Consider the following 25,446-nt stretch of genomic DNA (forward strand, 5'->3'; position numbering starts at 1 on the left):
TCGGCGGCCTGGCGGGCGGGCGCCTCGTCAGAACATGCCGAGCTGGCCGGCGTCCTCGAGGGACTCGTCCGCCGCGGCGTCCCGGTGGGAGGGGAGCTTGAGGTGGCGCCAGCGGGGCAGCGCGTCCAGGTAGGCCCAGGAGAGCCGGTGGTGCGGCGTGGGGCCCCGCTCCTCCAGGGCCGCACGGTGCACGGGCGAGGGGTAGCCGGCGTTGCTTTCGAAGCCGAACTCGGGGTGCTCGGTGCCCAGTTCCGCCAGCATCGCGTCCCGGCGCACCTTGGCGATCACCGAGGCGGCGGCCACCGCCACGCAGGACTGGTCGCCCTTGATGACCGTGCGCACCTGCCAGGGAGCGCCCAGATAGTCGTGCTGGCCGTCCAGGATCACCGCGTCCGGCCGCTCCGGCAGCCCTTCGAGGGCGCGGACGGCCGCCAGTCGAAGCGCGGCGGTCATGCCCAGGGCGTCGATCTCCTGCGGCGAGGCGTGCCCCAGCGCGTACGAGGTCACCCAGTCCGTCAGCACCTCGGCGAGGGCCACCCGGCGCAGCGGGGTGAGCAGCTTGGAGTCCGTGAGCCCCTCGGGCGGGCGGCGCAGCCCGGTGACGGCGGCGCACACGGTGACCGGGCCGGCCCAGGCGCCCCGGCCCACCTCGTCGACACCGGCGACGAGCCGGGCCCCGGTGAGCGCTCTGATGGACCGTTCGACGCGGTGGGTGGGAGGTTCGTAGGGCATGGCGGCACCCACCCTACGCACACCAGCCCTGGAAGGGCCGCTCGGGTGTGTGCCAGTGCTCGAAGGGCCGGTCCAGGTGGTAGCGGCGGTCCCGGCCGAGGACCAGCTCCCGCGTCTCGCCGTTGCCCGGGTTGGAGAGCGACTCGAACTCGGAGACGGTCCAGTGCAGCCACCGCATGCAGAACAGCCGCATCGTCAGCCCGTGCGTCACCAGCAGCACGTTGGGCGGATGGTCCGACTCCTCGAAGCTCCGCCACAGGCTCTCCAGGAACGCCCCGACCCGGTCGTACACGTCGGCACCGGACTCACCCTGGGCGAAGCGGTAGAAGAAGTGCCCGTAGGCGTCCCTGGCGCGCTTCTGGCGGAGCACGTCCTGGCGGTCCTGCCAGTTCCCCCAGTCCTGCTCGCGCAGCCGCGGCTCCTCGCGCACCCGCACCCGGGTGGGGTCGAGGCCGAGCAGTTGGAAGGTCTGATGGGTGCGGCGGTAGGGCGAGACATAGGCCGACACCCGCTCCTGGCCGAACACGTCGCGCAGGTTCTCCCCGGCGTGTTTCGCCTGGAGCCTGCCCTTGGCCGTCAGCTCCAGAGCGTGGTCGGGGATGTGCTCGTAGACGGAATCGTCATAGTTTCCCTGTGACTCTCCGTGTCGGATGAGCACGATACGCCGCGGCTGTGCCATGGCCTCAGCCTATGCGACGGCTTTCGGACGGCCGGCCAAGCCTCGTCACACCGTCCACGAGGGCTCCATGTCGATGACGTCCCCGGCGATCGCGGCGACGTCGGCCCCGATCTGGGCCCGCAGCGCCAGCCGCTCCACCCGCTCCGTGCGGTACTTGGCCCGCTCGGCTGCCGAGTCCCACATGGACAGCACCAGGAACTCGCTCTCCGGCTCGGCCTCCGCGAACACCCCGCGCAGCATGCCGGGCGAGCCGGCCATCGCCGGGTTCCACACCTTCTCCTGCATCAACGCGAAGTGCTCCGCCCGCTCCTGGTGCACCTGGCAGTGCGCCACCCGCAGCAGGTCGGCGTCCGTGAACTGCGGCTGGAAACCGGTCTTGACGTCGAACCGGTGCTCGAAGAGTCGCACCCGCATGTCCTGGAAGGTGCCGGTCTGGCTGGCCGCGAGCCGGTCGTGGGACCGCGCCATGAAGGAGTCGTAGAACGCCCGGCTCTCCCAGAAGCCGAACAGGTGCACCACCCCCGACCGGGTGCGGCTCCAGCCGCCACCCTGCGCTCGAAACCCCGGCTCCCCAAGCAGCCCCGCCCACTTTCGCTGCCCCCGTTCGAAGCCGACCCTGTCGACCACGGTGCATCGCATCCACTTGACCAGCACCGCGCCATCGTACGGCCAACTGACCCGACCCCCCGAACACCGGCCAAGTCGCCGGGCGGTCCGCGCCCTTCGTCACGACCGGTCCTTCAGTGATGAGCCAGGAACTCCTCGAAGGAGACCCGGCCGTCGGCATGTTCCGGTGACAGCAACGCCCCGTCCCGCACGGCCTGGAACGACTTGACCGGCAGCCGCAGCGGCACCACTGGCCGGTGCAGCCCCTCCGCCCTGACCGCCTCCCTGGTCAACTCCTCGGCCGAACGGATCTCGGGCCCGGCCATCTCACCCGCCCGCCCCAGCAGCGGCTCGCCGCTCGCCAGCTCCGCCAGCCGCCGGCCGACCTCCGCGGCCTCCACCGGCTGCAGCCGCACACCGCCGCCCAGCGTGAACACCGCGGGCAGCAGCCGCTGCGCGTGCACGAAGCGGGTGATCAGGCTGTGGAACTGGGTGGCCCGGAGGATCGTCCAGGGCAGCCCCGACTCCTCGACCAGCCGCTCGCACTCCAGCTTCGCCCGGTAGTAGGGAAAGGTGGCCACCCGGTCGACCCCGACGATCGAGATGTAGACGAGGTGCGGGGCCCCCGCCTCGCGCGCCGCGCCGATCAGCCGCCGGGTCACGGTGATGTCGCTCCGCCCGCCGGTCGTGGCACAGTGCACCACCGTGTCGACGCCGGCCATCGCAGGCCCGAGCCCACGCCCGGTCTTGAGGTCACCGGTGAACCACCGCACCGGCAGGCGCTCACCCTCGTCGCGGCTCCGCCGGCTGAGGATCCGCACCTCGTGCTCGTCCTCCAGCAGCCGGGCCACCACCTCGCGCCCCACCGTCCCCGACCCGCCGGTCACCAGGATCACGCTCATGAGCACCGCCTTCCACCACCCCCATTGTGGTGGAATCACCCATTTCGCGCATCCGGTCCCCGAGACGTTCCGGGACGTCCGGAGACGACGGTGCGCGGGAGGCCGTCGAGGCCCTCCCGCGCACCGCCCCCGGATCAGCTGCAGCCGCTGGTGGAGCCGCAGCCCTCGCAGAGGTAGCAGCTACCCGCCCGGCGCATCTTGGTGCCGCAGGCCAGGCACAGCGGGGCGTCGGCGTTCAGGCCGAGCCGCATCTCGGCCAGCTCCGTCGAGCTGTGCGCCTCGCGCGGCGCCGGGCTCTCCTGGGCCGAGACCGCGGGAGCGGGCGGCGTCGGGGAGCTGGACGGCCGGGGCGCCTCGGCCTGGCGGGGCGCCGACTGGGAGAGACCCTCGACGTCGAGCTCGTCGTCGGCCGGCTCGTAGGAGCCGGTCTCCAGGTGGCGCTGCCGCTCGGTGGCGGTGTGGATGCCCAGCGCGGAGCGGGTCTCGAAGGGCAGGAAGTCGAGCGCCAGGCGGCGGAAGATGTAGTCCACGATGGACTGCGCCATCCGCACGTCCGGGTCGTCCGTCATGCCCGCCGGCTCGAACCGCATGTTGGTGAACTTGGAGACGTAGGTCTCCAGCGGCACGCCGTACTGCAGGCCCACGGAGACCGCGATCGAGAAGGCGTCCATCATGCCCGCCAGGGTCGAGCCCTGCTTGGACATCTTCAGGAAGACCTCGCCGAGCCCGTCGTCCGGGTAGGAGTTGGCGGTCATGTAGCCCTCGGCGCCGCCGACCGTGAAGGAGGTCGTGATGCCGGGACGCCCCTTCGGCAGCCGCCTGCGCACCGGACGGTACTCGACCACCGTCTCCCGCTCGGCCGTCACCGCCGGGGCCTCGGCCTTCGCCGGCTCCTTCTTCTTGGCCGAGAGCGGCTGGCCGACCTTGCTGTTCTCGACGTAGACGGCCAGCGCCTTGACGCCGAGCCGCCAGCCCTCCAGGTAGATCTCCGCGACGTCGTCCACGGTGCTGGTGCTCGGCATGTTGACCGTCTTGGAGATGGCACCGCTCAGGAACGGCTGCGCCGCCGCCATCATCCGCACGTGGCCCATCGGGGCGATGGAACGCTCGCCCATCGCGCAGTCGAACACCTCGTAGTGCTCGGTCCTGAGGCCCGGCGCGTCCACCACGTTGCCGTGCTCGGCGATGTGCGCGACGATCGCCTCGACCTGCTCCGGCTGGTAGCCGAGCCGCTTCAGCGCCTTGGGCACCGTGTTGTTGACGATCTGCATGGAGCCGCCGCCGACCAGCTTCTTGAACTTCACGAGCGCCAGGTCGGGCTCCACGCCCGTGGTGTCGCAGTCCATCATCAGGCCGATGGTGCCGGTCGGCGCGAGCACCGAGGCCTGCGCGTTGCGGAAACCGTTCTTCTTGCCGAGCCGCAGCACGTCCTGCCACGCCTCGGTCGCCGCTGCCCAGACCGGGGTGTCCAGGTCGTCCATGCGCTTGGCCGCGCCGTTGGCGTCCGCGTGCTGCCGCATGACGCGGTTGTGCGCGTCCGAGTTGCGCGCGTAGCCGTCGTAGGGACCGACCACCGCGGCCAGTTCGGCCGAGCGGCGGTAGGAGGTGCCGGTCATCAGCGAGGTGATGGCCCCGGCCAACGCCCGGCCGCCGTCCGAGTCGTAGGCGTGGCCGGTCGCCATCAGCAGCGCGCCCAGGTTGGCGTACCCGATGCCCAGCTGCCGGAAGGCCCTGGTGGTCTCACCGATCTTCTGGGTGGGGAAGTCCGCGAAGCAGATCGAGATGTCCATCGCCGTGATGACCAGCTCGACGACCTTGACGAACCGCTCCACGTCGAACGACTGGTTGCCCTGGTCGTCGTCGCTGAGGAACCTCATCAGGTTCAACGAGGCGAGGTTGCACGAGGAGTTGTCCAGGTGCATGTACTCGCTGCACGGGTTGGAGGCGGTGATCCGACCCGACTCGGGCGAGGTGTGCCAGTGGTTGATGGTGTCGTCGTACTGGATGCCCGGGTCGGCGCAGGCGTGGGCGGCCTCGGCCATCTTGCGGAAGAGCGACCTGGCGTCGACCTCCTCGATGATCTCGCCGCTGGTCCGCGCCCGCAGCCCGAACTTCGAACCCGACTCCACGGCGCGCATGAACTCGTCGTTGACCCGGACGGAGTTGTTGGCGTTCTGGTACTGGACGGAGGTGATGTCGTCGCCGCCCAGGTCCATGTCGAAGCCCGCGTCCCGCAGGGCGCGGATCTTCGCCTCCTCCTTCACCTTGGTCTCGATGAAGGCCTCGACGTCCGGGTGGTCCACGTCGAGGACGACCATCTTGGCCGCCCGCCGGGTGGCGCCGCCCGACTTGATGGTGCCGGCCGAGGCGTCCGCGCCCCGCATGAAGGAGACCGGCCCCGAGGCGTTGCCGCCGGAGGACAGCAGCTCCTTGGACGACCGGATCCGCGAGAGGTTGAGCCCCGCGCCCGAGCCGCCCTTGAAGATCATCCCCTCCTCCTTGTACCAGTCGAGGATCGACTCCATGGAGTCGTCGACGGAGAGGATGAAGCAGGCGCTCACCTGCTGCGGCTGCTTGGTGCCGACGTTGAACCAGACCGGCGAGTTGAAGCTGAAGATCTGGTGCAGCAGCGCGTGCGCCAGCTCGTGCTCGAAGATCTCGGCGTCCGCCGGCGAGGCGAAGTAGTCGTGCTCCTCGCCCGCGGCGCGGTACGTCCGCACCACCCGGTCGATCAGCTGCCGGAGGCTGGTCTCCCGCTGCGGGGTGCCGACGGCGCCCCTGAAGTACTTGCTCGTAACGATGTTGACCGCGTTCACCGACCAGAAGTCGGGGAACTCGACGCCACGCTGTTCGAAGTTGACCGAGCCGTCGCGCCAGTTGGTCATGACGACGTCACGACGCTCCCAGACCACCTCGTCGTAGGGGTGCACCCCCGGCGTGGTGTGGATGCGCTCGATCCGCAGGCCCTTGGCCCCCTTGCCACCCTTGGCGCGGGACCCACGTGCCGGGCCGCTCGTCGTCTCAGTCATTCCGCCTCCCTGTGCGGGCATGCGCCCTCGCGCCATCCGGTACGCACCGGATGGCCTGTTCTGTTCCGATGACCAGGGCGCGCCCATGCGCCTCGGCCAAGCTGTGTGGTGTGGTCCGGGCGCTCCACGGCGGACCCGGCGCGCCCCACGCCGTCCGGTGACGGCGGGGCGCTATCCGGCGGCGGCCGGCCGCCCCCCGGGGACGGGCACCGCGCTCACGGCGGTGGGTGCTCGCTCGGGGGCGAAGCCCTCGCGCAGCTCGCCGATGGCGGCCTCGAAGTCCTCGAGGGAGTCGAACGCCCGGTAGACCGAGGCGAACCGCAGATAGGCGACCAGGTCGAGCTCGCGGAGCGGGCCGAGTATCGCCAGGCCCACGTCGTGGGTGGAGAGTTCGGCGCTGCCGGTGGCGCGCACGGCCTCCTCCACCCGCTGGCCGAGCTTGGCCAGCGCGTCCTCCGTGACGGGACGCCCCTGGCACGCCTTGCGCACGCCGGCGATCACCTTGTCCCGGCTGAAGGGCTCGGTCACGCCGCTGCGCTTGATCACCATCAGCGAGGCCGTCTCCACGGTGGTGAACCGCCGGGAGCAGCTCGGACACTGCCGACGCCGGCGGATCATCGTCCCGTCGTCCGCGGTGCGGCTGTCGACGACGCGGCTGTCGGGGTGCCTGCAGAAGGGGCAGTGCATCGCTCTCTCCCTTCCTCACCGCTCTGACGCGCTCTCGCGACCCTGCTCACGGAGCGTGCACACCACGGGCATGGCGTGACGACTCCGCCGCCCCGGAAGACGCGGTCCGCGTTCCCCGGGGGACGTTCTCAAGCATAGGCGATATCTCGCGCCGAGGATGACCCGGAACCACAATTTCTGGGGATTGATCCGAGGCGTTACCACTAGATCTAGGGGTGACAGCGGGTAAGCTGTCAACATCATCGCCGCGCGTGTCGCGATCGGGGAGGTCGATGGCCGGGCGGCGGGCCGAGCACGCGGGCCGGCGGACGCATGGGAGGCTACCGCATGACCCGGTTACCGTTCGCGGCCGACCCCGCCGAAGGACGGCCTCCTTTTACACCCGCTCGCTTGATCACGTCAGCTGATCAGCGATTTTTCACTCGAACGTGTGTTTGGCGCAACCTTTCGATAGCAACTACCGTTGTCTGACTAGGGAGTACCACCGAGAAGGGGCCGACATGACCACCGCAGCAGACGACGCCATCACCGCCGCTGAGCGCCGCCATGACCGCATCGCGGCCCCCGCGGCCCCACGATCGATGCCCGGCCGACCTCCCGGCATCAGGGCGGACAGCTCCGGCCTCACCGACCGGCAGCGCCGGGTGATCGAGGTCATCCGCGACTCCGTGCAGCGCCGCGGCTACCCGCCGTCGATGCGCGAGATCGGCCAGGCCGTCGGCCTGTCCAGCACGTCCTCGGTCGCCCACCAGCTGATGGCCCTGGAGCGGAAGGGCTTCCTGCGCCGCGATCCGCACCGCCCCCGCGCCTACGAGGTCCGCGGCGCCGAGACGCCGACCCCTCAGGTCACGGACACCGCGGGCAAGCCGGCCGCCTCCTATGTGCCGCTCGTCGGCCGGATCGCCGCGGGCGGCCCGATCCTCGCCGAGGAGTCCGTGGAAGACGTGTTCCCGCTGCCCCGGCAGCTGGTGGGCGACGGTGAGCTCTTCGTGCTCAAGGTCGTCGGCGACTCGATGATCGAGGCCGCCATCTGCGACGGCGACTGGGTCACGGTGCGCCGGCAGCCGGTCGCGGAGAACGGCGACATCGTCGCGGCCATGCTCGACGGCGAGGCCACCGTCAAGCGGTTCAAGCGCGAGGACGGCCAGGTCTGGCTGCTCCCGCACAACGCGGCGTACCAGCCGATCCCGGGCGACGAGGCCACCATCCTGGGCAAGGTCGTCGCCGTCATGCGGCGGATCTGACCCGCCGCCCCCTCGTTCTCGTTCCGGTTCCCTTCAGGACTGACGCCTCCCCGGGGCGCCCCGGCGCCCCGCTCCCTCGGGCGCGGCCTATGACGCGGCGGCGTCCTCGGCTGCCGCGTCCCGGGCGGTGGCATCGATCGCGGCGAGCGAGCGCCGCACCTGATTCCGGTCGGTCGTGTACCAGAAGTCCGGCATGGAGGTCCGAAGGAAGCCCCCGTAGCGCGCCTTCGACAGCCGAGGGTCGAGCACCGCGACCACGCCACGATCCCCCGTCGCCCGCACCAACCGGCCGGCCCCCTGCGCCATCAGCAGTGCGGCATGCGTGGCCGCCACGGCCATGAAGCCGTGGCCGCCGGCCTCCTCCACGGCCTTCTGCCGCGCGCTCACCAGCGGATCGTCGGGGCGCGGGAACGGGATCCGGTCCATCACGACCAACTGGCAGCTCGGCCCCGGCACATCCACCCCCTGCCAGAGCGAGAGCGTGCCGAAGAGGCAGGTGCGCGCGTCCTCCGCGAAGGTGCGGATCAGCTCGCCAAGCGTCTCCTCGCCCTGGAGCAGGATCGGCAGATCCAGCCGCCCGCGCAGCTCCTCGGCCGCCGTCTGCGCGCCGCGCATCGAGGAGAACAGCCCCAGCGTGCGCCCGCCCGCGGCCGCCACCAGCTCCGCCAACTCGTCGAGCATGTCCGCGCGGCTGCTGTCCCGCCCGGGGGGCGAGAGGTGCTGCGCGACATAGAGGATGCCCTGCCGCCGGTAGTCGAAGGGCGACCCCACGTCGAGCCCCTTCCAGGGCGGGAGCTCCTCGCCGTGCTGCCCCTCGGGCGCCAGGCCCAACGAGGCACCCACCCCGTTGAAGTCGCCGCCGAGCTTGAGCGTGGCCGAGGTGAGCACCACGGACCGGTCCTCGAACAGCTTCTCCCGCAGCAGCCCGGACACGGAGAGCGGCGCCACACGCAGCGACGCGCCGTACCGGTCGTGCCGCTCGTACCAGACGACGTCGAACTCCGAGCCCTCGACGATGCGCTCGGAGACCTCCTGCACCGTCTCGATGGCGGCCAGCGCCTGCTTGCGCACCGCGTCCTCGTCGGTCACCGAGGAGTCCCTCGTGTTGCCGAGCGCCGTGATCGCCGCCCGCGCCGCGTCCCGCAGGGCGGTCAGCGCGTAGCCGAGGTCCTCGGGGATCTCCTCGAGCCGGCCGGGCAGCGCCAGCTCCATCAGCCGCTCGAAGCCCTCGGCCGCCGTGGCCAGCCGATCCGCCGTCTTCTCGTCGATCAGCTTGGCGGCCCGCCGCACCGCCCGCCCGACGCCGCCAGGCGTGAGCTCGCCCGTGGCCACCCCGGTGACCCGGGAGACCAGCTCATGGGCCTCGTCCACGATCAGCACGTCGTGGCCGGGCAGCACCGGCGCGCCCTCGATGGCGTCGATCGCGAGCAGCGCGTGGTTGGTGACGATCACCTCGGCGAGCTTGGCGCGCTCCCGCGCCGCCTCGGCGAAGCACTCGGCGCCGTAGGCGCAGCGGCTGGCGCCCAGGCACTCCCGGGAGGAGACCGACACCTGCCCCCAGGCGCGGTCCGAGACGCCGGGCGTCAGATCGTCACGATCGCCCGTCTCCGTCTCGTCCGACCAGCCGCGCAGGCGGAGCAGGTCCTTGCCGAGCCGGCTGGTGGGCTCGCCCGCCGCCTCGGCCGCCGATTGGGGGTCCCCCCGGCCGAAGGCTGGGGGATGGTTGAACAGGCCCTCCTCGTCGTCCTGGGGGACGCCCTCGTGGAGCCGGTGCAGACACAGGTAGTTGGACCGGCCCTTGAGGGTGGCGAACTCGGGGCGGCGGCGCAGCAGCGGGTGCAGCGCCTCCACCGTGCGCGGGAGGTCACGCTCGATCAGCTGCCGCTGCAGGGCGAGGGTGGCCGTGGCCACCACCACCCGCTCCCCCGTGGCGATCGCCGGCACCAGATAGCCGAGGGACTTCCCGGTGCCGGTGCCCGCCTGGACGAGCAGGTGCGAGCCCTCCTGGAACGCCTCGGCGACCGCCTCGGCCATGGCGACCTGCCCGGGCCGCTCGCTGCCCCCCACGGAGGCGACGGCGGAGTGCAACAGATCGGTGAGGGTGGGCTTCCCAGATGTGGCAGTCATAGGGGTGACACCCTACGCGGACCCACTGACACTCTCGCCCCGCTCAGGAGGAGTGCAGCGGATTCGCGACAGTGCCGTGCACCACCGCGTGCGGGCGCTGGGCGCGGTCCCGGTAGCCGTCGAGATGGAGCCGGTTGCGGTTGAGGCAGAGCCGGTCGATGCGCGGGGTGAGCAGGTCGAACGCCTCGAAGCGGTGCTTGAGCTCCGGGAAGCGGTGCTGGTAGTGCAGGATTTCCGCCCGGACGAGTGACCAGAAGTCGGCCTCCGGCACGCCGAGTTCCCGCTCGCACAGCGGAGCCAGGAAGCGGAACACCCCCACGAACAGGCCGGAGTGGATGAACTGGGTGAGGAAGGCCGGCGGTTCGGTGAGCAGCACCTCGCGGACCTGGCGCGGGACGTGGTCGAACTCGGGCAGCGGCTCGGCGCTCAGGTTGACGTCGTCGACGAAGTCCTTGACGGCGAGCCGGACGGGAATGTCCCGCTCGTCGAAGACCACCAGCGCGTTCTCGCCGTGCGGCGAGAACACCGTGCCGTAGCGGTAGAGGAAGTGCAGCAGCGGCGGCAGCAGCGCCACGAACAGGCTGCGCAGCCAGCTGTGGGCCGGCAGGCCCGAGCGCTCGACGAGCTCGGCGGTGAGGGAGCGCCCGCTCTCGTCGGTCCAGAGCAGCGCGGCGAGGGTGCGGGCCCGCTCCCCCGCGCCGAGGAACGGCCCGATCGGCTCCCGCCAGATGCAGCCGAGCAGCTCCCGGTACTGGTAAGGGACAGTGGGGAGCTGGTCGTAGAGGGGATGTTCGACGCTGACGGAGGCGATCTCGCCGAGCAGGACGGGGCGGGTCTCCTCGGCCAGGAAGGGGTCGCCGTCGCGCACCCCGTGCACCCAGCCGGTGACGGCGGGGGCGGCCAGCGTGCGCTCGGTGGGCAGGCCGCGCCAGACCAGGGTGTTGAGGATGGAGAGCGGCAGCTTGACGGTGCGGGCGTGTGGGCGGCTGACGTTGAGGAAGGTGCGGATGGACTGCTGCGGCAGCCGCAGGTCGCCGTCGGTGGGCAGGGGTATCAGCGCGCCCGCGGCGATCTGCGGGGCGAAGAGCGGGGCGATCGTCTCGTCCCACTGCCAGGGGTGGACGGGCAACCAGAGGTAGTGCGCCGGATCGCGCCCCTGGGCCGCGACGGCGCGGGCGAACGCCTCGCGGGTGGTGGCGGTCAACTCCTCGGCGTAGAGCGCCTCAGGCGCGGCCAGCGAGGCTGTGCCCCGGTAGCGGGCGAACTCGCGGTGCGCGGCCAGCCAGGGCAGCGGGCGCGGGGTGCGTGCCTCGGGGGCCCAGCGGCCGGCGTCGGCCGCGGAGAAGCCGAGGCGGCCCTTGTTGGCCACCAGCCAGGGGTGGCCGGTGCAGCGGCCCTCGAGGTCCGCGTGGTCCAGGTCGGCGAGCTCCGCGGCGCTGAGGGGATCGGCGGCGAGGGCGACGTCGGCGCTGAGGGTGGCGGTGAGCTCCCGGATCAGATGCCCCGTGGTGTCCCCTGAGAGGCCGAGCAGCGTGTCGTGGGCGCGGGCCACGAACTCCAGTGGGTCGGCGGCGGGGGTCAGGGTGGCCGGGTCGACGTTCCAGTGGCCGTAGGCGCCGCGCCTGGCCCGGAACCGGTAGGTGAGGTCGGGGGCGACCCGCAGTTGGTAGGCGTCGCCGGGCGGGCCGTCGGGGCGGGGCGCGATGACGCCCTCGTAGGCGAACTCGCCCAGCATCTTCGCCAGCAGTCGGCGGCCGGCCAGGGCCCAGGGCGTCGCGCCGGCGGCGGCCGGGGCGGTGGGAGACGGGGACACGGGATCTCCTTCTCGGACACGGTTGGGGGACGGGCCGCGGCCGGGGCCTCAGCGGTCCCTGAGCATCAAGGCGGCACGTTTCTCCGGGAGGGCGACCTCGCCGGCCTTCCGGAATCCGGCGGCGCGGAACGCCGCGAGCGAGGCCACGTTGCGGACGTCGGGCTCGGCGACCACCCGTGGGCAGCGCGGCCGGTGGCGGAGCACGAGCTCGGCGACGGCGCGCAGCAGCGCGGCGCCGACGCCTCGGCCGCGGTCCTCCGCGTTGCCGATGAGCACGTGGATTCCGGTGTCGTGCAGCCGGGACGGGTAGTGGCGGGCGAGCGGGTCGAGATCGGCCCGGTAGATCTCCCAGTAGCTCATGGGCAGCCCGTCGAGGACCCCGAGGCAGGGCACGCTCCTGCCGTCTCCGGTGAGCTGCCACTCCAGGTGGGCGGCGGTGCGCTCGGGCGGCCCTGCCAGCAGCCAGAAGGCGTCGACCACCGGGTCGTTCATCCAGGTGGTGACGAGCGACAGGTCGCGGGCGGGCAGCACGGGCACCAACCGCAGCACTCCGGCCGCGGTGTTGATGGGCCCCCAGTCGGCGACCCCGTCCAGCGGGTCGGCCGCGCCGGGGGCCCGGTCGACGCCGACCGGGCCGTACCCGGCGGGCGCGCCGGTGAGGTCGGGCGGCAGCGGCAGGTCGGCCGTGTCCTCACCGTCGCCCTCACAGTCGCCCTCGGCGTCCGCCTCGGCTTCGGCCTCGGTCCGCGCCTGGCCGCGTGACTCGGTGTCGGCGTCGGGCATGGCGTGCTCCTTCAGGCGGTGGCCAGCGGGTTGGGGACCGTGACGTAGACGGACTGGCCGTCCACCGGGCCGACGAGCTCGTCGAGGCCGTGCAGGCGGGTCAACATGTTGGCCTTGCAGCGCAGGGTGGCCGACTCCAGCAGGTGGGTGACCAGCGACGAGACGCGGCCGCCGGCCGCTGCCCCGGCCTCCTCGGTGAGGAAGCGGCGGAACGCGGCGAGCAGCAGCCCCTCGTCGGCGAGCCCCTGGGCCCCGAAGGCGCCGATCAGGCCCAGGACGTTGTTGATGCCCAGGTAGTAGGCGAAGCGCTCGTCGGCCACCTCGTCGGTCACGAAGGTGTCGGAGCGCTGGCCGATGCCCGGCAGCCGGCGCTCCAGGGCCTCGCGGTGCGAGGCGCGGAAGTAGTAGCCCTGGTTGTCGCGGAACCGGCCGCCGGCCGGCCAGCCCTCGGCGTCGAGGAGCACCAGCGTGTTCTGCTGGTGGGCCTCCAGCGCGACGCCGGCCCACGCGTCCAGCCAGAGCAACGGCCGCACCACGGCCCGCAGGTAGCGCAGCAGCCACTCGGCGGCCACCGCGGGGGTGCCGCGCCCGGTGCGCTCGGCGCTGGCGTGCACCACGTCGGCCAGGCGGGAGCGCAGCTCGAGCTCGGGCCGCCCCGGCCAGGGCCGGGGGCCGGTGAGGGCGGCCAGGCACAGGGCGTCGTCGTGCGGGCCGAACGGGTTGTGCCGCAGCACGGTGTCAAGCCCTGGCACCGGCCGGCCCTGGGTGTCGTCGACGGCGAGCCAGGCCGGGTCGCGCACGATGTCGAAGCCGGGCCCGGTCGGGAAGGCGGCGCGCCACTGCTCGCCGAGGCCGCTGGAGAGCAGCCGGTGCACCTCGACGCCCCGGTGCAGTTCCTTGCGCAGGTTCTCCCGGCGGGAGTTGGTGATGCGCAGGGCGAGCGAGAGCTTGACCATGGCCGGCGCGCCCGGCCGGTGCACGGTGCGCACCGAGGACGTGGGGTACCACGGCTCGCCGTGCTCGCCCAGCTCGTGGAGGAGCCCGGCGCCCAACAGCGCGGCCACCGGGGGGCGGTGCACCAGGTCGCGGGCCTGCCAGGGGTGGAGCGGCAGCGGCACGGTGTTCGGCGGCAGCCTGAGCCCGGAACCGGCGAGCCGGGCGGCCAGCGCCTCGGCCGGCACCGTCTCGCCGCGCTCCGTCCACGCGGAGTCGGCGGCGAGAACCGAGCGGTCGACCGCCATCCAGTGCAGCGGGAACGAGCCGCGCAACTCGGGCGAGGAGCGCCGGGACTCGTGGCCTGCCAGGCCCTCCCGGCTCTTGGGCGTGGGGTGCAGCGGGTGGCCGAGCAGCAACGACTGCTCGGCGTCCAGGAAGGCGTGGCCGTGCGCGGAGGGCCCGGGGGCCAGGCGACGGGCGGCCAGGAAGCCGGCGGTGCGCCGCACCGAGTCGGCGACCCGGCCCACCATGGCGGTGCCCTCGGCCCCGGCCTGCGCGGCCCCGCCGCGGTACGCGGCCTCGCGGCCGAGCAGCGCGGCCAGCGTGACCGCGTCCACCGGGGCGGCGGTGGGCGGCGCGCCCTCGATCCGCACCGAGCCGAAGCGGTGCCAGCCGGTGGGCGACCAGTACCTGAGGCGGACGCGCAGCGCGACGCCCGAGGAGGCGAGCGGGAGAAGCAGCGTGCGGCCGGCCGGGCGGGCGGCACCGGTCTCCCTGACCCAGCAGCGCAACAGGCTCTCCACGGTGGCCGCGTCGGCGGCGGCCTCGGCCAGCGGGTGCTCCAGCGGATCGGGGGCCTCCCGCGCCGCCGCCCCGTCCTGCTCGGTCGACTGGGACCGATCCCCCCTGGGCTGCCGGGGAATGGAGGGCTCCATGAGCCTCGCGGGACGGCGGCGGACCGGCTGGCGCTCGCGGCCCGGGCTGCGGTCGGGACGGGGGCGTCCGTTCATCTCTCACCTGTCTGTCATGCTGCTGTGCTGCTCCATCCGTAGTAACGACCGCGCGCACGGGGGAACACGGCCTGTGGCAAGATCCTTTGGGCGACCGCCGCGCGTGCGCCGTCGGCGGTCCGTTCGCGCCCCGATCGGGAACCGGGGACCCGGCTGCGACCGTCCACTTGGGCACCGGCATAGTGGGGGAGTCCTCCGTGCCGGCGGGGTGCCGGGCAGGCAAGCGCTCCGCGCACCACCGAGCAGGACCATGAGATCACCTCAGGGGGAGTTCACCCATGTCATCGATACGCAGGCGGCCTTCACGTCGCCGCGCCGCGCTGGCCGCCACCGCGATGGCGGCCGCTCTCGCGCTCACGGCCACCGCGTGCGGCGGCGACGAGGAGACGACGGACGACGCGCAGGCACCTGGCGACAGTTCCACGGAGGGCTCCGGGTCGGACCGCAACCTCCAGGACGTCCTCGACAACCTGCCGGTCGACATCGACCTCGACGCCTGGCTCGACGGCGGCTGGGAGAACTGGGACCAGGAGACCTGGCTCAGCGAGATCGGCGACTTCGTCAACCCGATCATCCAGGGCCTCTGGGACCCCGATCGCATGGGGCAGGCGGAGGACCCCGACCAGTCCATCGACGAGGACCAGATCCAGGAGGACCCCGACGCGCCGCAGGCCGACGACCCGATGGACGACCGGGGCATCACCGACCCCGAGCCGACCCCCGTCGAGGCCGTCCCGGTGGACACCCCGTACACGGACAACGGCGCCCCCATCGGCAAGGTGTTCTTCGACAGTCCCGAGGGCCCGATGGTCTGCTCGGGCACCGTGGTCAAGGACCCGAACAACCCCGGCCAGTCCAACCTGGTGGCCACCGCGGGCCACTGCGTGCACGCGGGCACCGGCGGCGGCTGGTACCGGAACATCAGCTTCGTGCCGGCCTACAACAACAACGGCCTGAGCGCGGCGGAGGCCAACGACCCGGCCAACGTGGGCGAGGTCGCGCCGTACGGCGTCTTCTGGGCCAACTACGTGTCGACCACCCAGTACTGGCTGGACAACGGCACCACCACCGGCGGCGAGGGCGCGCACGGTGACTTCGCGGTGCTGTCCGTCGAGCCGGAGGACGGCAGCGGGCTCTCCCTCGAGGAGACGGTCGGCTCGGCCGTCGACGTCGACTTCGACGCCCCCGCGGTCTCCGGGCTCGGCCCCGTCTCGCTCTACGGCTTCCCGGCGGCGGCCCCCTACGACGGCGCCCTGATGTACCGCTGCGACGGCACCCCTGGCCGGCTGGCGATCGACCCGACCATGCCGGTGCTCTACTGGGTGGGCTGCACCATGACCGGCGGTTCGTCGGGCGGCCCCTGGCTGCGGACCGGCGACAGCGGTGAGCCGGAGCTGATCTCGGTCAACTCCATCGGCCCGTTCGAGAGCACCTGGCTCGCCGGGCCACGGCTGGACGTCGAGGCGCAGGACGTCCTCGAGTACGTGAGCCAGCAGGCCGGCTGACCCCGGCGCACGACGACGAGGGGGCCGGTGTCCGCGAGTGCGGACACCGGCCCCTTCGTGTGTGCCGGTCGCTGGTCGCCGGTCTCGCCGGTCTCGCCGGTCTCGCCGGTCGGGAGTGGCGGGTCAGCGAGCGGCGGCGACGGCGTTCGGGCTCCGCTCGGTGCGGCTGCCGGGCACCGGCTCCGACGGGTCGTCGCCCAGCCGGACGACGCGGTTGGCGCCGTCCACGTGGACCACGGCGGGCCGCAGCCGGCGGGCCTCGGCGTCGTCCACCTGTGCGTAGCTGATGATGATGACGAGGTCGCCAGGCTTGACGAGATGGGCGGCCGCGCCGTTGATCCCGATGACGCCGGTGCCCCTGGCGCCCTCGATCACATAGGTCTCGAGGCGGTTGCCGTTGTCGATGTCGACGATGTGGACCAGCTCGCCCGGCAACAGGTCGGCCGCGTCCATCAGGTCGGCGTCTATGGTGACGGAACCGACATAGTGCAGGTCCGCCTCGGTGACGGTGGCGCGGTGGATCTTCGACTTGAACATGGTGCGCAGCATCGAGTACTCCTGACTAGGCTCCCTGCCTGCGTTCTTGCAGGTCAAGGGCACTCTCCCCACTCTACAACGAGCGGGTGGGCCCGGTCATCCGGTGTAGACCTCGGCACGGTCCACGCTCACGAACGAGGCGGAGGAGTCGGCGTTGCGCTCGCCGGTGACGCGGATCCGCAGCGTGTGGCGGCCGTCCGACAGCCGGGGGCTGAGGTACTGGAGCGTCTCGCCGGTGCGGATCGCGCCGTGGAAGTCGACGCGTTGTTCCGGCCCGCCGTCGATGCTGATCGCGGCGATGCCGTTGCCGGTGTCCCGGACGGAGAGCAGGGCGATCCGGTTGCCGGTGAAGGTGAACGTGGCGGTGTTGCCGGCCCGGTCGCTCCAGTGGTCGTCGCTCCAGAAGCACTGGGCGGCGCAGCCGGTCCCCGAGTTCCACGTGCCGGTGTAGGAGACGCTCCCGGCCCCGTTGGAGCGACCGTCGTCGTTGATCCAGTAGTTGCCGGAACCCGGGTCGCCCGAGGGTAGTTCCTGGGTCGCGCCGAGGGCGAGCGGGCGGCCGAGGTTCGGGCTGCCGTCGGCGTTCCAGGTGATCCGTTGGGCCCGGGTGGTGCGGTTGCTGTAGGTGAAGTCGGTGGTCGTCTTCGCGTGGTAGACGATCCAGTCCTCGGTGCCGTCGGGCGAGCGGAAGAAGGCGTGGTGGCCAGGGCCGTAGACGCCGCGGTCGTCGGCCCGGGAGAACACCGGCCCCTGGCGCTGGGTCCAGTTCCCGGGCACCAGGGGGTCGGCGCCGTTCGGCAGGGACATCATCCAGACCTGGTAGTCGGGTTTGCCGGTGTCGCAGGCGGAGTACGTCATCCAGGTGCGGCCGTTGCGGTTCAGGAACTCCGGCCCCTCGCGGACCTCGGGGCAGCCGCCGGCGGCGTCGAGGGCGACCGCGTTGCCCGCGACGGTGTAGGGGTTGGTCAGCGGCGCGATGTTGAGGCCGTTGTGCTGGTACCGGTTGATGCCGGCGTAGGCGAGGTAGAGGCGGCCGTTGTGCTCGAACACGCTGGGGTCGATGGCGTACGTGTCCCGGTGGTTGGGCGGTTCGAGCTTGGCCTTGAAGTGGTAGGGGCCGGCCGGGTCGTCGCCGGCCGACTCCAGGACGTACAGCCGGTGGTGGTCGTCGACGCCGTCGTCGGCGGTGTAGTAGAGGTACCAGCGGTCTCCGAAGCGGTGGAACTCCGGGGCCCAGATGTTGCGGTTGCGCGAGGGGTCGGAGTCCGTCCAGACGGTCACCGGATCGGCGGCGAGCAGGGTGCTCAGCGAGGGCGAGCGCCACATCCGGATGCTGTTCCCCTGCGTGGTGGTGAGGTGGTAGTTGCCTCGCCAGTACGTGAGGAACGGATCGGGGCCCGGGTTGAGCGGGTTGCGGAAGCTGGTGCTCGCGGCGGCTGACGGTTCGCCGGCCGTGGCGTGCGGCGGGGCGGTGAGCCAGCCGAGCAGGAGTCCCAGGAGGGCGGCGAACAGCGCCGCGCGACGGGCCGTGCCGAGGCCAAGGCGCATGGGGGCGCCTCCTTTACATCGATGTAAGGTCCCGGCGCGAAGGTAGGAAAGGCCCGCGGGTGTGTCAACCGGTCCCGACCGGTTGACACACCCGCGGGCTTCCTTCGGTCGATCAGCTCCTGGCGGCCGGCACGTAGGGAGCGAGCAACGCGGCGAGCTCCTCGTGGACCTGGGCCTTGAGCAGGGTGCCCTCGCCGGTGTGCTCCTCGGCGAGCACCTCGCCCTCCGCGTGCACCCGGGACACCAGGGCGCCCTCGGTGTAGGGCACCAGCGCCTCCAGCTCGACGGCCGGCCGCGGCAGCTCGGCGTCGATCGTGGCCAGCAGCTCGGCCATGCCCTGGCCGGTCTGCGCGGAGACCGCGATCGCCCGCCGCTCGGTGCGGAGCAGCCGCTGGAGCACCAACTCGTCCGCCACGTCCGCCTTGTTGATGACGACGATCTCCGGGATGTCCCGGGCACCGACCTCGCCGATCACCTCGCGGACCGCGGCCAGCTGCTCCTCGGGCACCGGGTGCGAGCCGTCCACCACGTGGAGGACGAGATCGGCGTCGCCGACCTCCTCCATGGTGGAGCGGAACGCCTCCACGAGGTCGTGCGGCAGGTGGCGCACGAAGCCGACGGTGTCGGCCAGCGTGTAGGTGCGGCCGCTCGGCGTCTCGGCGCGGCGCACGGTGGGGTCGAGGGTGGCGAACAGCGCGTTCTCCACCAGCACCCCGGCGCCGGTGAGGCGGTTGAGCAGCGAGGACTTGCCGGCGTTGGTGTAGCCGGCGATGGCGACCGAGGGCACCTTGTTGCGGCGGCGCTCCTGCCGCTTGACCTCGCGGCCGGTCTTCATCTCCGCGATCTCCCGGCGCATCTTGGCCATCTTCTCGCGGATCCGCCGACGGTCGGTCTCGATCTTGGTCTCACCCGGACCGCGGGTGGCCATGCCGCCGCCACCGCTGGAGCCGCCGCCGCCCATCTGCCGGGAGAGCGACTGACCCCAGCCGCGCAGCCGCGGCAGCATGTACTGCATCTGGGCCAGCGAGACCTGCGCCTTGCCCTCCCGGGACTTGGCGTGCTGGGCGAAGATGTCGAGGATCAGGGCGGTGCGGTCCACCACCTTGACCTTGACGACGTCCTCGAGGTGGATCAGCTGACCCGGGCTCAGCTCACCGTCGCACACGACGGTGTCGGCGCCGTTCTCGAGGACCAGGTCGCGGAGCTCCTTGGCCTTGCCCGAGCCGATGTAGGTGGCCGGATCCGGCTTGTCACGGCGCTGGATCACGCCGTCGAGCACCAGCGCGCCCGCGGTCTCGGCGAGGGCGGCCAGCTCGGCCAGCGAGTTGTCCGCGTCGCGGGCGGTGCCCGAGGTCCAGACGCCGACCAGCACGACGCGCTCGAGGCGCAGCTGCCGGTACTCGACCTCGGTGACGTCCTCGAGCTCGGTCGAGAGGCCGGCGACGCGGCGGAGCGCCGCGCGCTCTTCACGGTCGAACTGCTCACCGTCCCGCTCCTCGTCGATACCGCTCCAGGCGACGTCCTCGTTCATCAGGGCGTCGGCCCGGCGGCCGGCGGCGCGGCGCTGGTGGTCCTGAGGAATCTGAGGAAGAGAGGAGAAGGTCAATGCGATCCTTAGGGTCGACTGCGACGGTCGGGTGCGACGCGACGCCGGAGCGATCCGGCCAGCCGGCTGGCTGGCCATACTCACGACACCTCGCCGGAACACTGTCCGGGTAACGCCTGGGCGAACCGGAGAATTCCCCCGGGCGGAACCATAGTGGCACGCGGGCGGCGCCCCGTCACCCGGGTTTGACGGCGTCAGGGGCGGGTTCGCACGGCACGGCTCACGTCGTAGACGCCGGGCACCCGGCGCATCGCCCGCATCAGGCCGGGTAGCCCTGAGGCGTCGGGCAGTCGCAGCGTGTAGGTGTGTCTGACCCGCTGCTGGCGTGGCGGCTCCACCTCGGCGTGTTCCACGGCGACGCCCTGTGCCGCGATGACCTCGGTGAGGTCGGCGAGCAGCTCGGCGCGGCCCAGCGCCTCGGCGCGGAGCGTGACCCGGCCGGCCACCGCGCCCGATCGCCAGGAGACGGCCAGCGGGTGCCGGCCGGCGCCGACCATCCGGATCGCGGAGGGACAGCTCTCCCGGTGCACGGTGACCGCGCCGCCACGCACCGTGAAGCCGAGCGCGCTGTCCGGCGGCACCGGGGTGCAGCAGCGGGCGAGCCGCACCGGCGCGCCCGGCGCGCCGGCGACCACGGCGCCCTGCGCCTCGCCCGCGGCGGCGGGTTCCGGCACCCGGCCACGGGTGCGCGGCACGGCCGGCGGCGCGGGGCGCTCGGGCTCGCCCTCCGCCTCCGGGATCCGCTCGTCGAGCCAGCGGCGGATCGCGATCCGGGCGGCGGGGGTGGTGGCGTGGTCGAGCCACTCGGGGGACGGACCCGAGCTGCCGTCCGGCGCGAGCAGCAGCCGGAGCGTGTCGCCGTCGCGCAGCACCGTGCGCAGGGGGGCGAGCCGGCCGTTGACGCGGGCGCCGAGGCAGGCGTGCGCTGCCTGGCCGTGCCGGGCGTAGGCGGCGTCCACGCAGGTGGCGCCGAGCGGCAGTTGGAGCGGGCCCTCGTCGGCGCGCTCGGCGAAGACGGTGATCTCCCGGTCGCTGGCGAGCTCGTCGCGCAGCGAGCTCCAGAAGGTGTCCGGGTCGGGCTCCTGGCGCTGCCAGTCGAGCAGCCGGGAGAGCCATCCCGGCCTGGTCGGGTCGACGCGCTCGGCGTCGTCCGCGGTGGGCTCGCCGTCGGCGGAGCCGGAGCGGTGCGGGTCGCCGAGGGCGACGACCCCGGTCTCGGCGACGCGGTGCATCCGGTGGGTGCGCACCAGCACCTCGGCCAGCCGGCCCGCCTCGTCGAGGAAGGCGGTGTGCAGCGACTGGTAGAGGTTGAACTTGGGCGCCGCGACGAAGTCCTTGAACTCGGAGACCACCGGGGTGAAGCAGGTGTGCAGCTCGCCGAGCACGGCGTAACAGTCGGCGTCCTCGCCGACGAGGATCAGCAGCCGCCCGTAGTCGCAGGGGCCGAGCTGCCCGCGTTTGCGGCGGGCCCGGTGCACCGAGAGCACGTGTCGTGGCCTGATGTGCACGTCGGCCGCGATGCCCGCCTCCCGCAGCACCTCGCGGACGGCGTCGGCGACGGCGGTGAGCGGTTCCGGTCGCTCGGCGTGCTCGCGGATCAACTCCTGCGCCCTGCGGTGGTCCTCGGGGTGCAGGACCGCGAAGACCAGGTCCTCGAGTTCGGTCTTGAGCGTCTGCACGCCGAGCCGCTCGGCGAGCGGGATCAGCACGTCGCGGGTGACGCGGGCGATGCGGGCCTGCTTCTCGGGGCGCATCACGCCGAGGGTGCGCATGTTGTGCAGCCGGTCGGCGAGCTTGATGGACATGACGCGGACGTCGCTGCCGGTGGCGACCAGCATCTTGCGGAAGGTCTCGGGCTCGGCGGCGGCGCCGTAGTCGACCTTCTCCAGCTTGGTGACGCCGTCCACCAGGTGGCGCACCTCGTCGCCGAAGGCGGCGCCGACCTGGTCGAGCGTCACCTCGGTGTCCTCGACGGTGTCGTGGAGCAGCGAGGCGGTCAACGTCGTGGTCTCGGCGCCGAGTTCGGCGAGGATCAGGGTGACGGCGAGCGGGTGGGTGATGTACGGCTCGCCGCTCTTGCGCGTCTGCCCACGGTGCGCGGCCTCGGCCAACAGATAGGCGCGGCGCAGGATGTCGAGGTCGGCGCCCGGGTGATGGCGGCGATGCGCCTGGGCGACGTGCTCGAGTGCGTCCGGCAGCCGGTTTCCGACGGCCGCGCCGAAGATGGCGGCGCGGCCGAGCTGACGCAGCCTCAGCACGTCCCGGCGGTGCCCCCGCCGGCCACTGGGTGCTGTCGCCTCTGCGCTCATGGGGTGGCACCTCCCGCGGTCTCCAGACCGGACCGCGGCCCATTCCCCGTGATCCCCGTGACCCGTGATCCCGCTGCGGCGCCGGTGCTTGATGCTACCGAGCCCAGCACGTCGCCCTGACCACCGGCCGCCCCTAACGTGGCGGATCACCCACCCGAGTGACTTATGTCCGTGAAAAGCTGTCCGAAAGCGACGGTCGGCCAGGCCGGGATTCGTCCGGCGCACGACGGGCGCACATCGGCGCACGTCAGCGCGTGTGAGGGGGCGGTCGGGGGGCCGGCGGAGGGTGGCGCCGTCAGCCGAGCAGGGCCGGGTCGAGAGTGCCCTCGGCCACCAGGACGGCGGGCCCGGCGAGCGTGACGGTGCCGCCGGGCGCCTCGGTGACCACGAGCCGGCCGCCCGGCACGTCCACGGTGTAGGTGACGGTCTCGCCGTCCCGCGTGGGGTCCACGCCGTCGCGCCTGGCGGCGGCGACCGCCACGGCGCAGGCGCCGGTGCCGCAGGAGCGGGTCTCGCCGGAGCCGCGCTCGTGGACGCGGAGCGCGACGTGGCGCGGGCCGCGGTCCACGACGAACTCGACGTTGACCCCGGCGGGGAAGGCGGTGGCCGGTGCGACGGCCGGCGGGTCGAACAGCCGCCCGGCGTCGGTCAGCCGCTCGACGAAGGCCACCGCGTGCGGGTTGCCCATGTCCACCTGGAGCGCGGGCCAGCCGCGCTCCCCCACGGTGACGGTGGCGCGGGGCTCGGGACCGGCCGGCAGCCGGGCGGCGCCCATGTCGACGACGATGTCGCCGTTCTCCGCGAAGCCGACCCGGCGCACGCCGGCCCGGGTGGCGAGGGACAGCCCCTCCGCCGCGCCGTCCTTGACGAGCCCGGCGTGCCGCAGGTAGTGCGCGAAGACCCGGACGCCGTTGCCGCACATCTCGGCGATGCTGCCGTCCGCGTTGCGGTAGTCCATGAACCACTCGGCCTCGCCGGCCAGGGCGCGGGCCGCCGGGTCGGCGGCGGCGCGCACGACGCGCAGCACCCCGTCCGCGCCGATGCCGGCGCGCCGGTCGCAGATCCGGGCCACCGCGGCGGCCGAGAGGTCGAGCCGCCCGTCGGGGTCGGGGATGATCACGAAGTCGTTCTCGGTGCCGTGGCCCTTGAGGAAGGGCACGGGCTGCGCGGTGGTGCTCACCCGTCCGATCGTAGTCGGGTCAGCGCAGGCCCGACACGCGCCAGACGGCGAGGAGGACGAGGAGGCCGAGGCCGAGGCCGTAGAGCGCGAGCACCCGCCAGTCGGGTCGGCGGCCCGAGCCGGGCGGCGGCAGTCCAGGCCAGGTGAAGCCGGCCCGGCCGGCGGCCATCATGCCCCAGCCGGCGGCGCTGCAGCCGATGAGCAGGCCGAGCATCGCGACGACGGCGCCGGCGCCGTCGAAGGCGAAGGCGAGCGGGAAGGCGAACATCAGGGCGCCGAGCAGGCTGAGCAGCACGATCGGCGCGAACAGCACCAGCTTGAGCCGGCGGGGCGGGCGGAGCTCGGCGTAGGACTCGCCGCCGGTCGCCTGGTCGGCCGCCGGCTCGGACTCGGGGTAGTCGACCGCGCGGTCGGCCTCGGGCTCCTGGTCGACGCCCTCGTCACCGTCCGTCAGCGAGGTGACCGGCGGCTCGGCGCCGGCGTCGAGGTCGAGGTCGGGATCGGGGCCGACCGAGAGCTCGTCACCCGGGCGCTGCCTGGGGATGCCATCGGTCGTTCCGTTGCTTTCGCGAGGGCTGGCCTCCATCGCCACGCGCCCTCCCTACTTCTCTCCAACGGATCACGGCCATTGCGACATTGCTCGATGATGGCACGCTGAATGGCCGCTCCCGTCCGCTTGGAGCGTCCCGATGCCATCACGTGATCAGGATGTGACCGTCCGTTCGAGCAGCTCCCACGCGCGCTCCACGAGCGTCGCGCGCCCCTCCCGGGAGCCGTCGAGCCAGCGCACGCGAGGGTCGCGGCGAAACCAGCTCTCCTGGCGGCGCGCGAAGCGCCGGGTGGCGCGAACCGTCTCCGCACGCGCCTCCGCCTCGTCGCACTCGCCGGCCAGCGCGGCGAGCACCTGCCCGTAGCCGAGGGCCCGGGAGGCGGTGCGCCCGTTCCGCAGCCCGACCCGTTCCAGGGCCCTGACCTCGTCGACGAGGCCGGCGCGCCACATCAGCTCCACCCGGTCGGCGATCCTGGCGTCCAGCTCGGGACGCTCCACGGTGACGCCGAGCTGGAGGGTGGGGTAGGCGCCGGGGTCCTCGCCGGGGCCTGGCAGCTGGGCGGTGAAGGGCCTCCCGGTGATCTCGATGACCTCCAGGGCGCGGACGATCCGGCGGCCGTTGCTCGGCAGGATGGCCTCCGCGGCCCTGGGGTCGGCCTCGGCCAGCCTGGCGTGCAGGGCGCCGCTGCCGACGACCGCCAGCTCCCCCTCCAGGCGGGCCCTGACCACGGGCTCGGTGCCGGGGAACTCCAGGGCGTCGACGGCGCCGCGCACATAGAGCCCGGAGCCGCCGACCAGCACCGGGGTGCGCCCGGCCGCGAGCAGCCGGTCGATGGTCGCCCTGGCCATCCGCTGGTACTCGGCGACGCTGGCGGCCACGGTGACGTCCCAGACGTCGAGCAGGTGGTGCGGGATCCCCCGGCGCTCCGCCGCGGTGAGCTTGGCCGTGCCGATGTCCATGCCGCGGTAGAGCTGCATCGAGTCGGCGTTGACGACCTCGCCGCCCAGGCGCTCGGCCAGGGCGACGCCGAGGTCGGACTTGCCGGCCGCGGTGGGCCCGACGACGGCGATCACACGGGGTGCGGGGGCGGGGGTGTTCACCCGGGAAGTCTCGCAGACGAGGCGGCCGGTCCTCGAACGAGCGACGTGACGCGGGGTGACGCGGGTCGTTTGGGGTCTCGAGGGCGGCCCGCCGGCTTCCCGGCGGGCCATCGCCCGAGGAAACACGAGGTCAGGAGAGGTTCATGGGAGTGTTCGCCTGGTTGCGCCGCCGTGGCTCGGAGGCGGGCCCGCCCGCCGGTGCGGCGCCCGAGGGAGCGTCGGCCGGCCCGGTGGCCGAGGCCGAAGCGGTCGGCATCCCCAAGCAGACGGCGGCCTCGGAGGCGGCCGACAGCGAGGCCGGCGAGGACGCCCGCGCCCAGGCCCTGGCGGGCCCTCAGGACCAGGAGGCCACGAAGTAGCCGACGCCGTAGGGCGCCTCGTCGTCGCGCAGCCGGCCGCCGAGGCCGGCGCCGTCCGCCGCGGCGGCGAGCAGTCGCCAGCCGGACCGGCCGGCGGCGCCGAGCTCGGCGGCCAGCGGCTCGCCGATGGCGCGCAGCCCGGCGAGGTCGGCGACGCCGGCGACGAGCGCGGCGGCCGCGTCGGAGTCGGCGGCCCGTTCGTC

19 protein-coding genes and 2 pseudogenes are annotated in these 25,446 nt (G+C 73.0%); 3 read left to right on the plus strand and 18 right to left on the minus strand.

Annotated features, from left to right (window positions below):
• Window positions 1–27 precede the first annotated feature (27 nt).
• The 6 genes from ACYVPE_RS13875 to nrdR form a co-directional block, all read right to left on the minus strand.
• Window positions 28–732 (minus strand): ribonuclease HII, encoded by a 705-nt coding sequence (locus tag ACYVPE_RS13875; protein WP_461033845.1) that lies wholly within the window; start codon window positions 730–732, stop codon window positions 28–30.
• A gap of 13 nt (window positions 733–745) precedes the next feature.
• Complete coding sequence (locus tag ACYVPE_RS13880; RefSeq protein WP_461033846.1) at window positions 746–1,411, minus strand: histidine phosphatase family protein; 666 nt, start codon at window positions 1,409–1,411, stop codon at window positions 746–748.
• Between the two features lie 45 nt (window positions 1,412–1,456).
• Window positions 1,457–2,065: a YdbC family protein gene (locus ACYVPE_RS13885; RefSeq protein ID WP_461033847.1), complete on the minus strand. Its 609-nt coding sequence runs from the start codon at window positions 2,063–2,065 to the stop codon at window positions 1,457–1,459.
• Between the two features lie 86 nt (window positions 2,066–2,151).
• Entirely contained in the window at window positions 2,152–2,919 is a 768-nt protein-coding gene (locus ACYVPE_RS13890; protein ID WP_461033848.1) for an SDR family oxidoreductase, read from the minus strand.
• A gap of 134 nt (window positions 2,920–3,053) precedes the next feature.
• On the minus strand, window positions 3,054–5,948 hold the full coding sequence (locus tag ACYVPE_RS13895; RefSeq protein WP_461033849.1) for a vitamin B12-dependent ribonucleotide reductase: 2,895 nt from the start codon (window positions 5,946–5,948) through the stop codon (window positions 3,054–3,056).
• Window positions 5,949–6,119: 171 nt separating this feature from the next.
• Window positions 6,120–6,635 (minus strand): transcriptional regulator NrdR, encoded by a 516-nt coding sequence (gene nrdR, locus ACYVPE_RS13900; RefSeq protein ID WP_461033850.1) that lies wholly within the window; start codon window positions 6,633–6,635, stop codon window positions 6,120–6,122.
• Between the two features lie 563 nt (window positions 6,636–7,198).
• Here nrdR and lexA point away from each other — a divergent pair.
• Window positions 7,199–7,879 (plus strand): annotated as a pseudogene (gene lexA, locus ACYVPE_RS13905) (transcriptional repressor LexA); the annotation flags it as partial.
• A gap of 87 nt (window positions 7,880–7,966) precedes the next feature.
• On the opposite strand, the gene ACYVPE_RS13910 reads toward lexA, so the two are convergent.
• Genes ACYVPE_RS13910 through ACYVPE_RS13925 form a run of 4 tightly spaced genes read right to left on the minus strand, consistent with a single transcriptional unit; the run spans window position 7,967 to window position 14,548 of the window.
• The gene (locus ACYVPE_RS13910; RefSeq protein WP_461033851.1) at window positions 7,967–10,006 is read right to left on the minus strand and encodes an ATP-dependent DNA helicase; all 2,040 of its coding nucleotides are present in this window, start codon (window positions 10,004–10,006) and stop codon (window positions 7,967–7,969) included.
• 43 nt (window positions 10,007–10,049) lie between these two features.
• Entirely contained in the window at window positions 10,050–11,819 is a 1,770-nt protein-coding gene (locus ACYVPE_RS13915) for an IucA/IucC family protein (protein WP_461033852.1), read from the minus strand.
• A gap of 48 nt (window positions 11,820–11,867) precedes the next feature.
• On the minus strand, window positions 11,868–12,602 hold the full coding sequence (locus ACYVPE_RS13920; RefSeq protein ID WP_461033853.1) for a GNAT family N-acetyltransferase: 735 nt from the start codon (window positions 12,600–12,602) through the stop codon (window positions 11,868–11,870).
• A gap of 11 nt (window positions 12,603–12,613) precedes the next feature.
• Window positions 12,614–14,548 carry an IucA/IucC family protein gene (locus ACYVPE_RS13925; RefSeq protein WP_461033854.1) on the minus strand — a complete coding sequence of 645 codons (1,935 nt, stop codon included), beginning with the start codon at window positions 14,546–14,548 and terminating at the stop codon, window positions 12,614–12,616.
• 278 nt (window positions 14,549–14,826) lie between these two features.
• On the opposite strand from ACYVPE_RS13925, the gene ACYVPE_RS13930 reads away from it, so the two are divergent.
• Window positions 14,827–16,053 carry a trypsin-like serine peptidase gene (locus tag ACYVPE_RS13930; RefSeq protein WP_461033855.1) on the plus strand — a complete coding sequence of 409 codons (1,227 nt, stop codon included), beginning with the start codon at window positions 14,827–14,829 and terminating at the stop codon, window positions 16,051–16,053.
• 123 nt (window positions 16,054–16,176) lie between these two features.
• Here ACYVPE_RS13930 and panD read toward each other — a convergent pair whose 3' ends face one another.
• From panD to miaA, 7 genes are all read right to left on the minus strand, one after another.
• Window positions 16,177–16,602, minus strand: a complete 426-nt coding sequence (gene panD / locus ACYVPE_RS13935) for an aspartate 1-decarboxylase (RefSeq protein ID WP_461033856.1) — start codon at window positions 16,600–16,602, stop codon at window positions 16,177–16,179.
• A gap of 84 nt (window positions 16,603–16,686) precedes the next feature.
• Window positions 16,687–18,138 (minus strand): family 43 glycosylhydrolase, encoded by a 1,452-nt coding sequence (locus ACYVPE_RS13940; RefSeq protein ID WP_461033857.1) that lies wholly within the window; start codon window positions 18,136–18,138, stop codon window positions 16,687–16,689.
• 112 nt (window positions 18,139–18,250) lie between these two features.
• A complete protein-coding gene (gene hflX / locus ACYVPE_RS13945) occupies window positions 18,251–19,744 on the minus strand; it encodes a GTPase HflX (protein ID WP_461033858.1) in 1,494 nt (497 codons plus the stop codon).
• A 194-nt stretch (window positions 19,745–19,938) separates the two neighbouring features.
• A complete protein-coding gene (locus ACYVPE_RS13950) occupies window positions 19,939–22,053 on the minus strand; it encodes a RelA/SpoT family protein (protein ID WP_461033859.1) in 2,115 nt (704 codons plus the stop codon).
• A 295-nt stretch (window positions 22,054–22,348) separates the two neighbouring features.
• Complete coding sequence (gene dapF / locus ACYVPE_RS13955; RefSeq protein WP_461033860.1) at window positions 22,349–23,233, minus strand: diaminopimelate epimerase; 885 nt, start codon at window positions 23,231–23,233, stop codon at window positions 22,349–22,351.
• Between the two features lie 19 nt (window positions 23,234–23,252).
• Complete coding sequence (locus ACYVPE_RS13960; RefSeq protein ID WP_461033861.1) at window positions 23,253–23,819, minus strand: hypothetical protein; 567 nt, start codon at window positions 23,817–23,819, stop codon at window positions 23,253–23,255.
• Between the two features lie 117 nt (window positions 23,820–23,936).
• Window positions 23,937–24,884, minus strand: coding sequence for a tRNA (adenosine(37)-N6)-dimethylallyltransferase MiaA (gene miaA / locus ACYVPE_RS13965; RefSeq protein ID WP_461033862.1), 948 nt, complete (start codon window positions 24,882–24,884; stop codon window positions 23,937–23,939).
• A 143-nt stretch (window positions 24,885–25,027) separates the two neighbouring features.
• Between miaA and ACYVPE_RS13970 the strand changes: the two genes are divergently transcribed.
• On the plus strand, window positions 25,028–25,243 hold the full coding sequence (locus ACYVPE_RS13970; protein WP_461033863.1) for a hypothetical protein: 216 nt from the start codon (window positions 25,028–25,030) through the stop codon (window positions 25,241–25,243).
• Here ACYVPE_RS13970 and ACYVPE_RS13975 read toward each other — a convergent pair.
• A pseudogene (locus ACYVPE_RS13975) lies at window positions 25,219–25,446 on the minus strand (hypothetical protein); the annotation flags it as partial. The gene ACYVPE_RS13970 and the pseudogene ACYVPE_RS13975 sit on opposite strands and share 25 nt — an antisense overlap.

This window comes from Streptomyces mayteni, from assembly GCF_054783955.1.

What these genes read in the sequence shown, in the direction of transcription:
- ACYVPE_RS13950 (WP_461033859.1), bottom strand. Translation starts at nt 22,053, where the DNA reads ATGAGCGCAGAGGCGACAGCACCCAGTGGCCGGCGGGGGCACCGCCGG.
- ACYVPE_RS13880 (WP_461033846.1), bottom strand. Translation starts at nt 1,411, where the DNA reads ATGGCACAGCCGCGGCGTATCGTGCTCATCCGACACGGAGAGTCACAG.
- ACYVPE_RS13930 (WP_461033855.1), top strand. Translation starts at nt 14,827, where the DNA reads ATGTCATCGATACGCAGGCGGCCTTCACGTCGCCGCGCCGCGCTGGCC.
- ACYVPE_RS13920 (WP_461033853.1), bottom strand. Translation starts at nt 12,602, where the DNA reads ATGCCCGACGCCGACACCGAGTCACGCGGCCAGGCGCGGACCGAGGCC.
- nrdR (WP_461033850.1), bottom strand. Translation starts at nt 6,635, where the DNA reads ATGCACTGCCCCTTCTGCAGGCACCCCGACAGCCGCGTCGTCGACAGC.
- panD (WP_461033856.1), bottom strand. Translation starts at nt 16,602, where the DNA reads ATGCTGCGCACCATGTTCAAGTCGAAGATCCACCGCGCCACCGTCACC.
- ACYVPE_RS13890 (WP_461033848.1), bottom strand. Translation starts at nt 2,919, where the DNA reads ATGAGCGTGATCCTGGTGACCGGCGGGTCGGGGACGGTGGGGCGCGAG.
- ACYVPE_RS13895 (WP_461033849.1), bottom strand. Translation starts at nt 5,948, where the DNA reads ATGACTGAGACGACGAGCGGCCCGGCACGTGGGTCCCGCGCCAAGGGT.
- ACYVPE_RS13875 (WP_461033845.1), bottom strand. Translation starts at nt 732, where the DNA reads ATGCCCTACGAACCTCCCACCCACCGCGTCGAACGGTCCATCAGAGCG.
- ACYVPE_RS13970 (WP_461033863.1), top strand. Translation starts at nt 25,028, where the DNA reads ATGGGAGTGTTCGCCTGGTTGCGCCGCCGTGGCTCGGAGGCGGGCCCG.
- ACYVPE_RS13910 (WP_461033851.1), bottom strand. Translation starts at nt 10,006, where the DNA reads ATGACTGCCACATCTGGGAAGCCCACCCTCACCGATCTGTTGCACTCC.
- ACYVPE_RS13925 (WP_461033854.1), bottom strand. Translation starts at nt 14,548, where the DNA reads ATGAACGGACGCCCCCGTCCCGACCGCAGCCCGGGCCGCGAGCGCCAG.
- ACYVPE_RS13960 (WP_461033861.1), bottom strand. Translation starts at nt 23,819, where the DNA reads ATGGAGGCCAGCCCTCGCGAAAGCAACGGAACGACCGATGGCATCCCC.
- ACYVPE_RS13940 (WP_461033857.1), bottom strand. Translation starts at nt 18,138, where the DNA reads ATGCGCCTTGGCCTCGGCACGGCCCGTCGCGCGGCGCTGTTCGCCGCC.